Here is a 16,173-nt window from a genome sequence, read left to right on the forward strand (position 1 = left end):
ATAGTTACTGTTATAGCATATTAAACATGTTGTTTATAAGACACGACAGTTACCTATTCATACATAAGTTTGTGCACCAAATTTGAAGATGAAATTCTCTTTCTTTACAATGGAAGTAGGTGTTATTTCTATAAAATATGGAAAACGTAAAGAGTATGTAAAAAAGAAGGAGTGGTAAAGTGAACTATGTCATTATTGGCGGAGATGCAGCTGGTATGAGTGCAGCGATGCAAATTGTTAGAAACGATGAAAATGCAAATGTTGTAACTTTAGAAAAAGGTGAGATTTATTCATACGCTCAGTGTGGATTACCGTATGTCATTAGTGGTGCTATCGCTTCAACTGAAAAGTTAATCGCGCGCAATGTGAAGACGTTTCGTGAGAAATATGGAATTGATGCGAAAGTGCGTCATGAAGTAACGAAAATAGATACGGAAAAGAAAATGGTGTACGCAGAGCATACGAAGACGAAAGATGTCTTTGAATTTTCGTACGATCGATTATTAATTGCGACTGGTGTACGTCCTGTTATGCCGGAATGGGAAGGACGGGAATTACAAGGCGTTCATCTTTTAAAAACAATTCCGGATGCTGAGCGTATATTAAAAACGCTAGAAACGAATAAAGTTGAAGATGTAACCATTATTGGCGGTGGTGCAATCGGACTGGAAATGGCAGAAACATTCGTCGAACTTGGTAAGAAAGTAAGAATGATTGAGCGAAATGATCATATCGGTACGATTTATGATGCAGATATGGCAGAGTACATACATAAAGAAGCAGATAAGCATCATATTGAAATTTTAACGAATGAAAATGTAAAAGCGTTTAAAGGGAATGAACGAGTAGAAGCAATCGAAACGGATAAAGGTACGTATAAAGCAGATCTTGTTTTAGTGTCGGTTGGAGTGAAGCCAAATACTGATTTTCTTGAAGGGACAAATATACGTAAGAATCATAAAGGAGCAATCGAAGTAAATGCATATATGCAAACGAATGTGCAAGACGTATATGCAGCCGGTGATTGCGCAACACATTACCATGTTATAAAGGAAATTCATGATCATATCCCGCTCGGAACGACTGCTAATAAGCAAGGGCGACTTGCTGGACTGAATATGCTTGATAAACGAAGAGCTTTTAAAGGTACGTTAGGCACAGGCATTATTAAATTTATGGATTTGACACTCGCAAGAACAGGGTTAAATGAAAAAGAAGCAAAAGGGCTACACATTCCGTATAAAACGGTCAAAGTAGATTCTACAAATATGGCGGGCTATTATCCAAATGCAAAACCACTTTACTTGAAATTACTATATCGCTCCGATACGAAACAATTATTGGGCGGGCAAGTAATTGGAGAAGAAGGCGTAGATAAACGTATTGATGTGATCGCGATGGCACTTTTCAATAAAATGAGCATTCATGATTTAGAAGATGTCGATTTAAGTTATGCACCACCATATAACAGCGTTTGGGATCCAATTCAGCAAGCGGCAAGGAGAGCAGAATAGCACTTTTTAAAGTGCTATTTTTTTACAATGAGGGAGTAAATAAAGTTTCACTTTATTTTGAATATACCGTTCCCCCTTGAAAACATAGTACGTATCGCTTATATTTTCATATAGTATTTATTTTTTAAACGAAGCAATGAACGAACCAGGGGGCGCAGTATGGCAATTAATATGAAAACAATTGAAGAATGGATTGTTGAATCAAATACAAGACATGAAGAAGACTTTGGACACATTGTGGAAGAAATGAAAGAAGTATGTGTCGGACTTGATAACGCGACATTAATTTATACGAAAAATGTATTTTGTTTCGGTAAAAAAGTAGAAGTATTTTTCTTCTTCCAAGACCATGTCGTGATCGGACAAGAAAAAGACGAATATATTGAGATTGAAAAATTAAAGTATGATGCCATTACAAATAGTAATTTAAAAACAAATGACAAAAATACAACGTTAGAATTAAAGTTTGCTAACGGACAATCTATCAATTTAGATAGTTTAAATGATAACTACGGTACGAAAAATTGGTTATTTGCTAGACAAATTAAGAGTATTTTTAAGTTAATCTAGTAAAAAAGCACGCCGTCCATCGGCGTGCTTTTAACTATGCAAAGCCCCTTTTAACCAATTCCGCGCCCGATATGCCCCGACTGGAACTTGAATAAGAGATGTTTCATTCCCAGCATCTATTCCGTACAATTGATCACATGAATTTGTATCAAAACTAAGTAAAGGATGCCCGCCCATCCCCATCGCGGTCGCTGCAAAAACGAGTTTATGAACGAGTATACCTGCTTCCATTTGATGAATACGGTACCCTCTATAGCCTAGTGCATTTGTATAATAATCTTTCTTTCCGACTACATGTAAGCAAAGTGGTACTTGAAAAAGGTTTACGTTATCCATCGTCATACTAGACTGAAGTGGGTAGCGAAGGTCTCCATATCGAATTGGTTGTATGGAATGTGTTTTACTGTTATAAGCGTAAGCTCCGTTTTCAATATTTTTCACGTTATAAAAACATCCATATAAGGAGACACGTGCATTTTCATTTGCATACTTACCGTCAAGGTCGTTGTAATAGGGGAAGGAGAGGCTCACTTCTTGTAGTAAAGTAGCGAGCTCAGCTGCATCCCACTTCGTTAAAATAAAGTCCGCATCAGGAGAATATCGTTTTTTACAAAGTTGTAGGAAATCATACGATAACCGTTCTACTTTCGGTAGCTGTACAGCGTACGCATTATGTTGATAGTGCTCTTCATGATGTAGTGTTTGGAAGTGTGCTGTCGATTCGATCATAGAAGCTTCATTTATTTTTGTTATCATCGGATATTCATCTACATGTTTTGAGCGAACGAAATGTTCATGTGCGAGCGGCGGAATTTGTTGCAACAACTCATGAGAAGTAACTGTTTTATTTTCACGGTAATCATTGTGAAACCAATTAGTTTCTGGCTCTGTACTTAAAGGAATAACGGCATACACACTTTCTTCACCTTCTGACAATCCGAGTAAATGGTTCAGTGCACGGTCTAGAAATTGAAAGTATACGCCGTTCGTATAACCGAACTGTTTTGCACATTCTAGCAATTGTCCAATGAGAACCCCGCTATCTAATCCTTGAAGTCGATATGAAAAGTTATTGTATTTAAAGAAGTTTTTCCAAAACATAGTGGATACGAATGCAGCACCGAAACAATCATGTATATTACAGCGATTACCGAGTGCGTCTTCTAAATAAGCATCGAAATTTCCTTCGCGAAGTAAAATAAGTCGGTGATGCGCGGCGTCATAATGGTAAATGCCGTCTGGGTAATCGTCAATCTTTAAATAGATATACAATTCATTCGGGTATAAGGCACCGCCTGAAGGAATGGATCTACGTAATACATTTCTCTCGCTATTTAGCTGACATAATTGTGTTACACCAAATGAATACCAAAGGTAGTGACCAATCTCATTTAGAGTAGGTGTAGTAGAAGAGTTCGATAAAGATAACGGGATTTCTAAGGAGAGCGGGATGGTAGGTACATTTCGATATAATTTATAAGGAAGCGGTGCGTCTTTCCAGTCCACCTCATGATTCGGCATAATTTCATCGATAGAGAAATGGAGATGATGTAAAAAAGTATCTAGCTGCATGAAATCCCTCCTTTACTATGGAAACGGATGTGGATGTGGATTTAATTTTTCATTCGTTAAAGGTTCGTCTGTATATCCAAGTGTCATCGGTACGGTATATACCCGGTCTAGTCCTGTAACCCGAGTAAGATGGTGTCCGAACGTCATTGGTAGCATGCCTGGAATAATAACTTTTACACAATGTAATCCGTTCTTTTCTATAAGGGGAACGGTTTGATCTACAACGATTATTTCAAGATTAGATTGATGCAAACGATTTAAAAGTTGGTGGAGATCGGATGTTAAATCCATATCAAATGATTGTGATACATTCATTTCTTGGAACGTTTGCACCGGTGCATCTTCTCGTAAAAGGAAGTGAAGACGTTCTTCCGTTTCTTTCAATCCATACAGCATACTATGGTCTTCCATTTTATTAACGAAATAAGGATCTTGTAAGCATTTTTCGTAGTATTCTCTTTTGTGCTCGAGCTCATCGTCTGTTATAAGTAACATGCCTGCTATTTCTTGAATGGCGCTTTTTAAGGCTCGAATAGGATCTAAATGAGCGCCTCCTGCACAAACAACGTTCATTCCATTTTCACGCGTATTTTTTGCAATTACCCATAAGCTCGGGATGCCGTGTTCCATCGTCGCATTAAAAGCGTGTAATTCGTACCCGGTAATCGTACGTAACCGCTGGATCATTAATTGTAATTCTGTATCATTTGCTGAATTAAGATCCAGGCGGGGAAGAGGTAATTCGGCATACCAAGTGAGTAAGAAGGCATCACGCTCTACAATTTCTAAAATGCCGTGAAAAATCGCTTCTTCTAAACTACCGCCAATTGCACATCCATTTGATGTTTCATACACGAAAGCATCTCGATGACCGAGGCTATAATAAGCAATTGATTCAGGAACTAAAAGCGGTCTGTTTTGTGATAAAGAATATCCCCATACCCAGTTTTGCTCATAATCAGGATCAAACGGTTTAAATGGAAAACCATCACGATTATAATGTTCATTGGTATGTACACCGAGCGAGAGGGGATTTAGTGCATGTTCCTCTAAATCATGAAAACTACCATGCACATTTGTCTTTTTCCCTCGAGGTGACATACCACAATATCGTTCTAAACCTTCTAAAATAGCAGTTGCTTCACTTACTGCAAATGAATGGGTTCGGCCTGCAACACCTTCATTTCCAAACATCAATGGCATGTTTATAATGACGTCAGCGAATGGTAATACAGAATGCTGCATTTTGCCGTTCAACATACCGACCCGATAATCTAAATAGTCTCTTGTTAAAAATGTGTTTAATTCATGAATGGAACGGCAGCGATACGTTTCGGTGCTTACTTTTAAACTTGGTTGTAAAGAAACTTCCGCCGCATCCGCAGTATCATCAGGTAAATTACTACATACAGGACAGAGAGGATCTGGAAGAAAAGAATGCCGCGTACATTGTAATGTTTGTAAGTTTAGTAAAATAAGTTCATTTTCTAAAGAAGAATGGTTATAAGTTAATATTTTTTCTGTTTCTGCGCAAATAAGATGGCACATTTGCAACATTCCATTTTGGGTGGCACGTACATCACGTCTCGTTACATTATCTGCTTTAAAGGCATATTTCCGCTGTAGTTCCCACATTTCTTTTTGATCAAAGCCAGCGATAAAACGGCGTCCATCAGAACAATGGGAACATCCGGGCGTAAGAGGATGAATGTAAGGACCGATAATACCTTCACCAAATGAAGTAAAACCACGTAGCCACGGAATATGATTTGAACGAAAAATTAGCTCAGCATCATGATGAATAGTAGAAGGAGATCCATCATGTAATACGAGAGCGAGATGAATATTTTCAGGAAGTTCTTCTGTAAGAGTATGCTGACGAATGATGGAATATTGTTTGCATAATTGATCATGTACATAGTCTGCAAGAAGGCCATCTCCTATAAGCAATATATTTTGAATCATAAACCGTCCTCCTTTGCAATTAATACCCCATACACACCGTCTAAGTTTTCTTTCAAAAATGGTTCAATCGCTAAATCAAATACGAAGGGGTAAAAATTATGTTCTTCTAAATGTTGTAAGGCGAGTTGTAAAGATTGTACGCTTGGAATTTCTTCTTCCGCTTGTATTTCCACTCTAAAAGAATACGTGTCATATAAAATAATAGAGGATTCAGGCAAGATATTAGCTCTGTAAGGAATTTCTTCATTTTGAACGTGAAAGAGTGATAGTTGTAGTGCGTTTCGTAACGCTAACGTCATATTAATATTAGATGCACCGTACCATCTATCATTTATACCAACCCAAACGACTGGAAAACTGAGAATCTCTTCACTCATTGCGATTTTAGGCGTTTCATGGATTGTAGAGAGAGCATCGTAATAAAATCTACAATGTTTATCTTGAATATCAGTTAACTCAACAGTTGTAAGTTCCTCTAGCATATGTGACTGCCGCTCATACAGTTTATTGTTTAAATGTTGTTGCAGTGCCCGGTAAAATCCTTCTGTCATTGTTTCTCCAGCACCGATACCGATATTGTTATGTTCAGGAATAAGGCGGTGAATGATTTCTGCTACATATGTTTCAATTCCTGTTAAACCAGCTTCTCGGCGTGCTTCATTATGAGTCAATCCACTGCGAGTCATAAGAGGCAGAAGGGAAGCTGGGCCATCTGATAGTGGAGTGGCTACTTGAATATAGCATTGTGATAACGGTAATTGATATGAATCTTGTTCATCCCATACATGGAATATACCGGCTTCTTTAGAAGTTAATGAGTCGAAAAAGCGGAATACATCAGTTGAAGTATGTTGGCCATACCGATGCTCAAGTTTTTCAGAAAGATTTTCTATCGTATCAATTGTAAAACTTTCATCAGTTGCAAGAGGGTGTTTTATAAAAGGATGCCACGTTCCTTCAAGTGTTTCATAGTTTAATAAAAAGAATTGTGATTCTTTTTCACGATATGAATCATCCGCGACATGTTTAAATAATTCAAAAACGATTACATTTGCTAACATGGCAGATGTAATTGGTGAGACGGAATCCGATGAATTTTCATTTTGCAAAGTCGTTTCATGTAGCCGATGCCATGCGGATTCCCAGCATTCATCACGATTTTCTGTTACGACAGGTCCAGCTATACCGAGTGTTGATAAACAAATAGCTGGTATGAAATTCTTTTTCGTTTCTCTACAAATAGTGTGAACTGTTTTTAAACCGTCAATGTCTCCGTTTTGAGAAACATATAAAATCCAATCAAAAGGTTCGAATACCTCATGTAAGGGACGGTCAATTGTAGTATCGATTTCTTGAAGGAGTACACTGTTATCAACTTCATATGCACGTTCTATTAGCTCATGTATTCTGTCATAGTTTGTTTCATCCCGATCTGTAACGAGGTAATGAAATGTAGGTAAACCAGATTCTAATAAAGAAGAAACTAAGGAAGTAAGCATATTACCAGAACCAATTATAAGGACATTTGCCGCGCGATACGTTTCGAATTTTAGAGCACCTGAATGAGAATCTGCTTCTAAAAATTCAATTTGCGAAGCATATCTATCAAGTAATGCGCTGTTTAATTCATGAGGTGCATCTTGACTTACATCACGGACAAATCCATTTGTATATAAAATCTCTCCAATTTCAAGTACACGATTTTGATAGGGAAGAGGGAGACCATCCGTTATTTCTGCTAAAGAATAATTACCGTCAAACATCGGCATTAATTTTTCAATCCAGTTATAAATTCCGTCACCGTCCATACGAAATGAACTGGCGTTATTTCGAAAATAGACACCCCCGTTTGAATCGGGGAGGAAGAAAGTATCCTTATTTACTTTAAGTTTTGCATGAATTGGAAGGTTATTCATTTTAATCCTCCTTACGTTTAGGCATACATTATTACCTTATGTCATGAAATTTGTCCCGTATGAACACAATAAAAAAAGGCTGTAGAATGAATCATTCTACAGCCTTTAATAGATTTTTAATCTATCAACCTTCTAATAATAATGACTTTGGATCTTCAAGCATATCTTTAACAGCAACAAGGAAGCTAACTGCTTCTTTACCATCAACAATACGGTGATCGTAAGATAAAGCAATGTACATCATTGGGCGGTTTTCCATACGCTCGTTATCAATTGCAACTGGGCGTACTTGGATTTTATGCATTCCTAAAATACCAACTTGTGGGCTATTTAGGATCGGTGTTGACATTAGAGAACCGAACACACCACCGTTTGTAATTGTAAATGTACCACCTTGTAGTTCTTTTAATGAAAGTTTGTTGTCACGTGCTTTTTTACCTAATTCACGAATTTCACTTTCAATTTCAGCGAAATTTAATTGGTTAGCATCGCGTACAACTGGAACAACTAATCCATCTGGAGCTGCTACTGCAATACCGATATCATAGAATTTTTTAATGATAAGCTCGTCACCTTGAATTTCAGCATTTAATAATGGGAATTGTTTTAATGCTGCAACAACTGCTTTTGTGAAGAATGACATGAAGCCAAGACGTACATCATGTTTTTTCTCGAAAGCATCTTTGCGTTCTTTACGTAATTCCATGATCGCACTCATATCAACTTCGTTAAATGTTGTTAACATTGCAGATGTTTGTTGAACTTCTACAAGACGTTTTGCAATTGTTTGACGGCGGCGGGACATTTTCACGCGCTCAACTGGTTTTTCGAATTCCGTTTTTGCAACTGGAGCAGGAGCTGGACTCTTTGGAGCAGCTGGTGCTTCTTTTGGTGCTGCAGCATGAGCTTGTACATCATGTGGTCTCACGCGTCCAAGTGGATCTGTGCTACGTACGTCGTTTAAGTCGATTCCTAATTCACGAGCCATTTTTCTAGCAGCTGGTGATGCGATAGGACGGTTTGTATTTGGTAACCCTTGTAGTGTTGCAGTTTGCTCAGCATTTGGTGCCGCAGCTTTCGGTGCTTCAGTCGTTTCTTGTTTTGGTTGCTCAGCCACTGGTGCAGGTGTACTTACTGCAACTGGTGCTCCATTAGCATCTAAAATTGCGATAGTTGCGCCAACTTCAACTGTATCCCCAGGTTCGCCTAGTAACTTCGATACAATACCTGAATCTTCTGCAATGATTTCTACATTGACTTTATCAGTTTCAAGCTCAACAACGCTGCCACCTTTCTCAACTTTGTCGCCTACGTTGATAAGCCATTGTGAGATAGTTCCTTCAGTAATAGATTCTGCAAGCTCAGGTACTTTAATTTCGATCATTTTAAATGTCCTCCCCTTATTTGCCTAACGGTGTGTTTTTTCTTCTTTTGTTTTCGGTAATCTCCATTTGTTAGCCTGCCCCTGGGCAGAATATCTGCCCAAGGAACAAGCTAGAAACTTTCATTGTTACTTTCTAGTTGCTGAAAACTTCAATTTCTTGTTTATCTTGACGGAAGTTATACTTCACATCTAAAGCGTGTGAAACAATTAGTTCTTGCTCAGCTTTGTGAGCGAATGGATCGCCACCAGATGGGCTAGAGCGATCTGGGCGTCCAATATAACCTGTTTTCACTTTATCTCCAGCTAGTTCGAACAGAATTGGAGCCATGTAATGCCATGCGCCCATATTACGAGGTTCTTCTTGAACCCAAATAATTTCTTCTAAGTTTTTAAAGCGTTTAATAATAGATTGAATTTTCTCAGCAGGGAATGGGTATAGCTGTTCAATACGAACGACATGAATTTCATCTAAGTTGTAGTCATGTTTACCAGACTCGATTTCTGCTGCTAAGTCAATCGCCATTTTACCTGTGCTTAAAACAAGGCGTTTTACTTTGTTTGGTTTCGTGCCAAGGTTTTCTTGTTCTAGAGCAGGTTGGAAACGTCCTTCGCTTAACTGACTAGCAGTTGAAAGCGTAAGCGGGTGACGTAATAAACTCTTCGGCGTCATCAGTACTAATGGTCGAACAGCTTCTGTTCCTAAGATAGATGCTTGACGACGTAAGATATGGAAGTATTGTGCCGCACTCGTTAAGTTGGCAACTGTCCAGTTATTCTCAGCAGCTAACTGTAGGAAACGTTCAGGACGTGCACTAGAGTGCTCTGGTCCTTGACCTTCATAACCGTGTGGTAATAGAAGAACTAAACCAGATTTTTGACCCCATTTTGCTCTTCCTGCTGAAACATATTGATCAAATAATGCTTGCGCAGTATTTGAGAAGTCACCATATTGCGCTTCCCACATAACAAGCGTTTCTGGAGCGAATACGTTATAACCATACTCGTACCCAACAACAGCAGCCTCTGATAACGGACTGTTATGAACAGAGAATGAAGCGTTAATGTTTGGTAAGCGATGTAATGGTGAATATGTTTCATTTGTATCAGTATCGTGTAATACGATGTGACGATGAGCGAATGTACCACGCTGTGAGTCTTGACCAGTTAAACGAATTGGCGTACCTTCTTGTAAAATAGAAGCGAATGCTAATGACTCAGCAAGTGCCCATTCAATTTTACCGTTCTCTTCAAGAGCATCTTTACGGCGCTCAAGAATTTTCTTCACTTTCGGATATACGTTAAAGCCTTCTGGCCAAGATAGTAGACCTTCATTAATTGCACGAAGTGAGTCAATCTCAACACCAGTATCAATTGACTGAATACCTTTTGCAACAACATCTGGTACTTTAACGTGAATTGTTGCATCACTCGTATCAGCTGGTGGTACTTGTGCATAGTCGGATTTTAATTGCTCTTGTGTAAACTGCGTAATTGTTTCAACCTCATCTGCATTTAGAACACCAGCAGCTTGTAATTGATCTGCATAAATTGCTCTTACAGTTGGATGGTTTTTAATTTTTTTGTACACTTGTGGTTGCGTAACTGCTGGATCATCCATTTCGTTATGACCGTAGCGGCGGTAACCAATTAAATCGATTAAGAAATCTTTTTTGAACAACATGCGATATTGAATCGCAAGGTTAGCAGCTGCAAGACAAGCTTCCGGATCATCCGCGTTCACGTGAACAATCGGAATATCGAAACCTTTTGCAAGGTCACTAGAATATTTTGTAGAACGAGAATCATAGCTATCAGTCGTAAAACCAACTGCATTGTTTGCGATAACATGAATCGTTCCGCCTGTTTGATACGCGTTCAATCTGCTTAAGTTGAGCGTCTCAGATACAATACCTTGACCAGGGAATGCAGCATCACCATGAACTAAAATTACGAATGATTTTGAAGTATCTTGATCTGGAAGACCAGATTTTTTACGATTCTCTTGAGCCGCACGTGCGAAACCTTCTACTACAGGATTCACGAACTCAAGATGACTCGGGTTATTTGCTAATGTAACGCGAGTACTAACTTCTTCGTTACTAACGACTTGTTCTCTACCTAGGTGGTATTTCACGTCGCCAGTCCAGCCAGAATTAGCTACTGCGCCTTCTATTTTTGCATGTTTGAACTCAGCAAACATGTGGCTATATGGTTTTTCTAATACGTGAGCAAGTACGCTTAGGCGACCGCGGTGAGCCATACCAATCATGACATCCTCTACGCCGTTCTTAGCACCTTCTAGAACAATTTCATCTAAAACAGGTACAAGCATATCAACGCCCTCGATAGAGAAACGTTTTTGCCCAACGAATGTTTTATGCAAGAATTGCTCGAAACCTTCAACAGCTGTTAAACGTTTTAAAAGAGCAGTTCGTTTTTTATTTGATAGTGGTTGACGCAATGAATTTGATTCCACCATTTGATGCAACCACGCGCGTTCTTCACTATCTTGTATATGAGAAAATTCATAAGCTAAAGATTTTGTATAAACGTCTTTTAATCTATGAATTACATCAAGTGCAGTGTGAATACCTTCTGGTGCATCTGGCCATACTGTTTTCGCTGGAATCGCTTTCAAGTCAGCATCGCTCAGTTCGTTCATTGCTTTCTCAAGAAGAGATTGTCCATTTGCAGCATCTTCCATCGGGTTGATGTGAGCCAACGTGTGCCCGAAAGAACGAATCTGTTCAACAAGTTGAACGACTTTAAGAATTTTTTCAATGTTACCTGTGTTTTGAGGAGAAAAATGTGTTGCTGTGTTGTCCCCTGTTACGACATCATCTTGAAACGAAGGAGCTCCAAAAATTTCAAAAAGCTCTTGTAATTCCGGATCAACAGAACCTGCTCCAGTTACGTAAAGATCATACTGCTCAATAACATAACCAAGGTTCGGACCGTGGAACTTGGCCCAAGGGTTTGTCGTTGTATTCTTCCTCGTCATTTGTTTAAACCTCCCAATGCATATAATCCTTTTCCATACAAAGGTGCATTTTGCTCTTTTTCAATAAGTAATGAATCAATAATCAATGTAAATGTTTTCTTTACTCTTATGTTATTACAATAATTTACATAATACCAAACACTATTACTTATCTGTTTTGTAAAAAAACATTCACAATAACTTATCACCCAAGTTAATCTTTCATGTTATAAAGTAATTTTACAGAAAAATGGGGTGGATATATTTGGTATGCCTATACTAATAGCTATAATTGTTGTATTTAAATATAGGTATAATAGTTAGAATGTTTCGATAAAAATAGTTTGAATTATGTATATTGAAATAATAAGCGCTTTCATAGATATTATACAACAATATAACGGAATATAGTATAAAAAATAAAAAATTATGAATTTATCGTAAACTTTATTTAGATAGTGTTAAATATTGAAAGGAAAGTGAAGGATTTCTACAAAAAAAGTTGCTAAACATAAAAAATGCTCCATAAACAGTTAGTTTCTATAAATATGACGAAAAACACCGTAAAACAAATAACGCATTTCGTGAAATAAAAAATAAATGAAATATTTTAAAAGGATAAAACAAATATGGAGATATTAAATTTTAAAAAAAGAAGTGAGGAGATATAGTAACATTTATTTACAGTGTTCCGTGTTTCGCTTCAAAATAGACGTGCTGAAATTTAAAAAAGTTTCTTCTATATAAATAGCGTGAATAATAATTAAAATATATGTAAAGGGAACTTGACGTAAAGTTTACTTTACATATATACTCGGTATATGGAAGGAGGGAGAAATTTCCTTGGAAAATAAAATGGTCGAATACCGAAAAAAATTTGGACTATCTCAAGAAAAGTTGGCTGAGCAACTTGGAGTTTCCAGACAAACCATTATCTCAATTGAAAAAGGGAAATACGATCCATCACTTCCGCTAGCATTTGAAATAGCGAAAACATTTCAGACAACAATAGAACATGTATTTATTTATGAAGGAAAAGAAGAGGGGGAATAGGGATGAATTATTCACAAAAGTACTTTGTAATTATGGGGATTATTTTTCTATTTATGAGTGGATTTATGATATTAACAGGTATAATGACGCATTCTGCACCGCCAAGTCCTACTTATACGTTACTTGCAATGATGATTATGTGTTTCTGCCTTAGTTACTTGCACCCACAATTTAAAGAAAAAGACGAGCGAATGAAACTGATTCGTTATAAAGGAATGTTTGTAACCTTTTTTGCATTAACGGCATATTATCTTCTTTTCTCTATCGGCTTAAACTTAAAAATACTTACACTATCAGCTACTGAATTATTGAATATACTTATGGCACTTACAATGAGTACCGTCTTTATCTCATTTGTTGTTTTAGCAAAAAGATATTAAGATGGAGGAGAGAAAGGAAGATTAACATATGCAAATGATGTATGCTTTTGGCATTGGGCTTGTATTATTTTTAGCCGTATTCTTATTTATTCGTAAAGACGTTCAAGGTGGGACGTTAACGAAGCGAGGATTTTATAAATTAATCGGCTGTTTAGTTATTATGCTTATAGCAATTATTGTAATGATCGTATTAATTAATCAGTCACTATAGAATGTAAAAACGGAACCTTACTTTGGTAAGGTTTTTCTTTATTGTTCAACCTAAAAATTACCACCAAATCCATTTGCTGAAAATAAATTGTGTTATATAATCCAATGAAATGATAGATAAGGAGTGTAGTATATGAATAAAAAAACTATCTTCTATTTATTAACTTGTATACTACTTATATAATATGTAACAAAAGAGAACAAGTGCCACCTATATTAGTATGGGACGAACAAGAATACTATGTTACGAATGAACCTGCCAAAGTAGAAGAAGTTGGGCAAAAACTTGGCGAAGTAACAAAGAAAATTAAAACAAGTAAAAAAACCTACTAAAAATAGAGAATCTAATACATTACAAGAGAAAACAGAAGTATTCATAATGATTGAGGAAGAAAAAAGTGATTACCCGCCTTTAATCATAAAGGAAGCTTATAGTGATGAATATAGGGTAGTGAGGCTGATGTTGAAGCAAGTATTATGATGAAAAGGAGGTTCATATGGAGACACTAACTTCGTATCCGTAGTCGTTAAGAAAAATATTAGTCTTTTTCCTCCTATTGGTGTCGCTTACATTTTGATGAATAGAGGAGCAATGCAAAAGAGAGATTTCATTTTATATTTATTATTTACTGCTATTAATATATCGCTTTGGTTATTGCTTATGATTTTTGATTGGAGTATGTGGATGGTATTAGATAGTAGGGAACAGAAAATGTGGTTCATTTGTGCTACGGATACAGATTGATATAAGAGAGGCCTTGTAGGAATGCTGCAAGGTCTTTTATCTTTTGGGAATTAATAGAAAACGAATCATATAAATGCTATACTAAAAAATGTTTGTAATGTCAGTTTCATAATATTGTATGATGCTGACTTACTAGAAAAGATAAGAGGAGAATGAGCGTGCAAAAGATAAAGAGATTATTGCTATTAATGATGGTAGTAGGATTAACAGCAGGTGTTTTAGCAGGGTGTGCAAATCCGAAAGATACTACAGAAGAATTTTTAACAGCGATACAAAAAGGTGATGTAGAAAAGGCTCGTACATTTGTTGAGAGTGACAAGGAATTTAATAAACTAAATGAAAAAACAGATGATGCTGAGGCAAAAGCAATGCTAAGTGCAATTACAAAGAACTTTAAATTTGAAAAGCTAGAAGAAGTATCGAAAAAGGATGACAAAGCAGAAGTAAAAGTGAAAATTACATCTGCTGATCTATCCGTTGCTGTAACAAAAGCAGTGGGAGAAGTTATGCCAATGGCCTTCGCTAGCGCATTTAGCGAAGACAAAGAACAATCTGAAAAAGCGATCGAAAAAACAATGACCTCAACCATCATCAAAAACTTAACGGATAAAGATGCAGCAATGGCAACTCGCGAAGTTACATTGAACTTAAAGAAAGACAAAGATGGCGACTATAAAATCGTTGCTGACGATAACTTGAAAGAAGTATTGTTTGCCAATGCGAAGTCTTTGGAGAAGATGTTTGGTGGAAAGTGATTGAATTAGATAAAAAGAGACACCATATCACGTAGAAGGTTGATATGGTGTCTCTTTTTTATGACCCCGGAGAGGCTCGAACTCACGACCTCCACCCTGTCAAGGTGGCGCTCTCCCTGCTGAGCTACGGGATCCCAACTATAAATATTACGACCAGCAATATGTTTTCATTCATATAATAAGATAATTTTTATAATTTATTGAATATTGTAACATTTGGTGTATTCCTATAATAGCAACAAACTTCAATAGTGTAAAGATGAAATTTTCGTAATATTAATGCTCGAATTTTTATATAAAAAATAAGCCCCGAAGAGCTTATTTTAATAATAATATCACCGCAATTATCAATGATAGTATCAAAAATACAATCATAAATAATGCAACTCAGTCATGAGCTATCGCCCTGTAACTGTCATTCCTGCTGTGTAAATTGTATCAATAGAACCGTCAGCGCCTTTTATTTCGACTTTATAACGATATGTTCCATCCTCATAAATATCATCGCCATATCCTGTGAAAGTTGCAATTTCATCATTGCTTCCAGCTGGGACCCATTGATTTTGCCAACGGAAGTTGGTTTCAAATTCTCCCCATCTATCGCCATATTTCTTTTCAAGGCTGACATTGTAATGAATTTCTTCAGCTCGGTCATTTGTAATTCTTGCAATTACGCTGTTACCAAAAGTAACTTGTGTAGAGTGTACCTGAACTGTAACACCGTTCACCGTTTCACCAGGACCACAAATGTAATGACAACCATCCCATTCGTCAGCATGTGCCTTCGGTGTATCAATGTTCATAGCTGTTAAACCGCCTAAAGCTAAAGCGCCTGTTAATAATACCTTACTAAATGCGTTCACTTGAAATTCCCCCTAAGTATATTCTCAATTCGTTCGATAGATATCACATTAATCTAATCGAACGTTTTTTCCTTAAGTGTATTCGCTATGAATCTTTCATCTTGTAGTAATCTAATCACTACATAAAATTTCATAGTTTTGATTCCATATATGTATCATGATTTATATAGAACAAATCTGTTAATAGGCTTTGGTTATTACTTATTCCACTACTTCTTATTACCTTTTATTGGTAAAACGTTGGTTTTATTATATAATATTATTAT

12 protein-coding genes, 1 tRNA gene and 2 pseudogenes are annotated in these 16,173 nt (G+C 36.8%); 8 read left to right on the forward strand and 7 right to left on the reverse strand.

Annotation, left to right across the window (positions count from 1 at the left end):
- Positions 1–179: 179 nt before the first annotated feature.
- Both ACTFRY_RS10700 and ACTFRY_RS10705 read left to right on the forward strand, forming a co-directional pair.
- On the forward strand, positions 180–1,514 hold the full coding sequence (locus ACTFRY_RS10700; protein ID WP_001110227.1) for a CoA-disulfide reductase: 1,335 nt from the start codon (positions 180–182) through the stop codon (positions 1,512–1,514).
- Between the two features lie 159 nt (positions 1,515–1,673).
- Positions 1,674–2,084: a DUF3908 family protein gene (locus ACTFRY_RS10705; protein WP_098616855.1), complete on the forward strand. Its 411-nt coding sequence runs from the start codon at positions 1,674–1,676 to the stop codon at positions 2,082–2,084.
- Between the two features lie 30 nt (positions 2,085–2,114).
- Here the strand turns inward: ACTFRY_RS10705 and ACTFRY_RS10710 are convergent, their stop codons facing one another.
- The 5 genes from ACTFRY_RS10710 to odhA form a co-directional block, all read right to left on the reverse strand.
- Complete coding sequence (locus ACTFRY_RS10710) at positions 2,115–3,656, reverse strand: SagB family peptide dehydrogenase (protein WP_098616854.1); 1,542 nt, start codon at positions 3,654–3,656, stop codon at positions 2,115–2,117.
- Between the two features lie 15 nt (positions 3,657–3,671).
- Positions 3,672–5,621 carry a TOMM precursor leader peptide-binding protein gene (locus tag ACTFRY_RS10715; protein ID WP_098616853.1) on the reverse strand — a complete coding sequence of 650 codons (1,950 nt, stop codon included), beginning with the start codon at positions 5,619–5,621 and terminating at the stop codon, positions 3,672–3,674.
- Positions 5,618–7,537: a putative thiazole-containing bacteriocin maturation protein gene (locus ACTFRY_RS10720; RefSeq protein WP_001061570.1), complete on the reverse strand. Its 1,920-nt coding sequence runs from the start codon at positions 7,535–7,537 to the stop codon at positions 5,618–5,620. The genes ACTFRY_RS10715 and ACTFRY_RS10720 overlap by 4 nt, the downstream gene beginning before the upstream one ends.
- 124 nt (positions 7,538–7,661) lie before the next feature.
- Positions 7,662–8,921 (reverse strand): 2-oxoglutarate dehydrogenase complex dihydrolipoyllysine-residue succinyltransferase, encoded by a 1,260-nt coding sequence (gene odhB / locus ACTFRY_RS10725; RefSeq protein WP_000569926.1) that lies wholly within the window; start codon positions 8,919–8,921, stop codon positions 7,662–7,664.
- A gap of 133 nt (positions 8,922–9,054) precedes the next feature.
- The gene (gene odhA / locus ACTFRY_RS10730; protein ID WP_098616852.1) at positions 9,055–11,922 is read right to left on the reverse strand and encodes a 2-oxoglutarate dehydrogenase E1 component; all 2,868 of its coding nucleotides are present in this window, start codon (positions 11,920–11,922) and stop codon (positions 9,055–9,057) included.
- A gap of 822 nt (positions 11,923–12,744) precedes the next feature.
- On the opposite strand from odhA, the gene ACTFRY_RS10735 reads away from it, so the two are divergent.
- The 6 genes and pseudogenes from ACTFRY_RS10735 (at position 12,745) to ACTFRY_RS10760 (ending at position 15,044) form a co-directional block, all read left to right on the forward strand.
- Positions 12,745–12,954, forward strand: coding sequence for a helix-turn-helix transcriptional regulator (locus tag ACTFRY_RS10735; protein ID WP_098616851.1), 210 nt, complete (start codon positions 12,745–12,747; stop codon positions 12,952–12,954).
- 2 nt (positions 12,955–12,956) lie between these two features.
- Positions 12,957–13,334, forward strand: a complete 378-nt coding sequence (locus ACTFRY_RS10740; RefSeq protein ID WP_001109911.1) for a hypothetical protein — start codon at positions 12,957–12,959, stop codon at positions 13,332–13,334.
- Between the two features lie 28 nt (positions 13,335–13,362).
- Positions 13,363–13,545, forward strand: a complete 183-nt coding sequence (locus tag ACTFRY_RS10745; RefSeq protein WP_097855591.1) for a DUF3976 domain-containing protein — start codon at positions 13,363–13,365, stop codon at positions 13,543–13,545.
- Between the two features lie 132 nt (positions 13,546–13,677).
- Positions 13,678–14,025, forward strand: a pseudogene (locus ACTFRY_RS10750) (hypothetical protein).
- A 96-nt stretch (positions 14,026–14,121) separates the two neighbouring features.
- Positions 14,122–14,308: pseudogene (locus ACTFRY_RS10755) on the forward strand (hypothetical protein).
- A gap of 139 nt (positions 14,309–14,447) precedes the next feature.
- Positions 14,448–15,044, forward strand: coding sequence for a DUF4878 domain-containing protein (locus tag ACTFRY_RS10760; RefSeq protein WP_001169495.1), 597 nt, complete (start codon positions 14,448–14,450; stop codon positions 15,042–15,044).
- A gap of 61 nt (positions 15,045–15,105) precedes the next feature.
- Here the strand turns inward: ACTFRY_RS10760 and ACTFRY_RS10765 are convergent.
- Together ACTFRY_RS10765 and ACTFRY_RS10770 are read right to left on the reverse strand one after the other, a co-directional pair.
- Positions 15,106–15,178: transfer RNA gene (locus ACTFRY_RS10765), tRNA-Val, on the reverse strand.
- 264 nt (positions 15,179–15,442) lie between these two features.
- Positions 15,443–15,907, reverse strand: coding sequence for a hypothetical protein (locus tag ACTFRY_RS10770; RefSeq protein ID WP_000991074.1), 465 nt, complete (start codon positions 15,905–15,907; stop codon positions 15,443–15,445).
- Positions 15,908–16,173 lie beyond the last annotated feature (266 nt).

This window comes from Bacillus cereus group sp. MYBK195-1, assembly GCF_051916605.1.
GTDB lineage: Bacteria > Bacillota > Bacilli > Bacillales > Bacillaceae_G > Bacillus_A > Bacillus_A cereus.

Bases quoted from the DNA above. Each gene is read 5' to 3' on its own strand.
- ACTFRY_RS10705 (WP_098616855.1), top strand. From the start codon at position 1,674: ATGGCAATTAATATGAAAACAATTGAAGAATGGATTGTTGAATCAAAT.
- ACTFRY_RS10710 (WP_098616854.1), bottom strand. From the start codon at position 3,656: ATGCAGCTAGATACTTTTTTACATCATCTCCATTTCTCTATCGATGAA.
- ACTFRY_RS10715 (WP_098616853.1), bottom strand. From the start codon at position 5,621: ATGATTCAAAATATATTGCTTATAGGAGATGGCCTTCTTGCAGACTAT.
- ACTFRY_RS10720 (WP_001061570.1), bottom strand. From the start codon at position 7,537: ATGAATAACCTTCCAATTCATGCAAAACTTAAAGTAAATAAGGATACT.
- odhB (WP_000569926.1), bottom strand. From the start codon at position 8,921: ATGATCGAAATTAAAGTACCTGAGCTTGCAGAATCTATTACTGAAGGA.
- odhA (WP_098616852.1), bottom strand. From the start codon at position 11,922: ATGACGAGGAAGAATACAACGACAAACCCTTGGGCCAAGTTCCACGGT.
- ACTFRY_RS10740 (WP_001109911.1), top strand. From the start codon at position 12,957: ATGAATTATTCACAAAAGTACTTTGTAATTATGGGGATTATTTTTCTA.
- ACTFRY_RS10745 (WP_097855591.1), top strand. From the start codon at position 13,363: ATGCAAATGATGTATGCTTTTGGCATTGGGCTTGTATTATTTTTAGCC.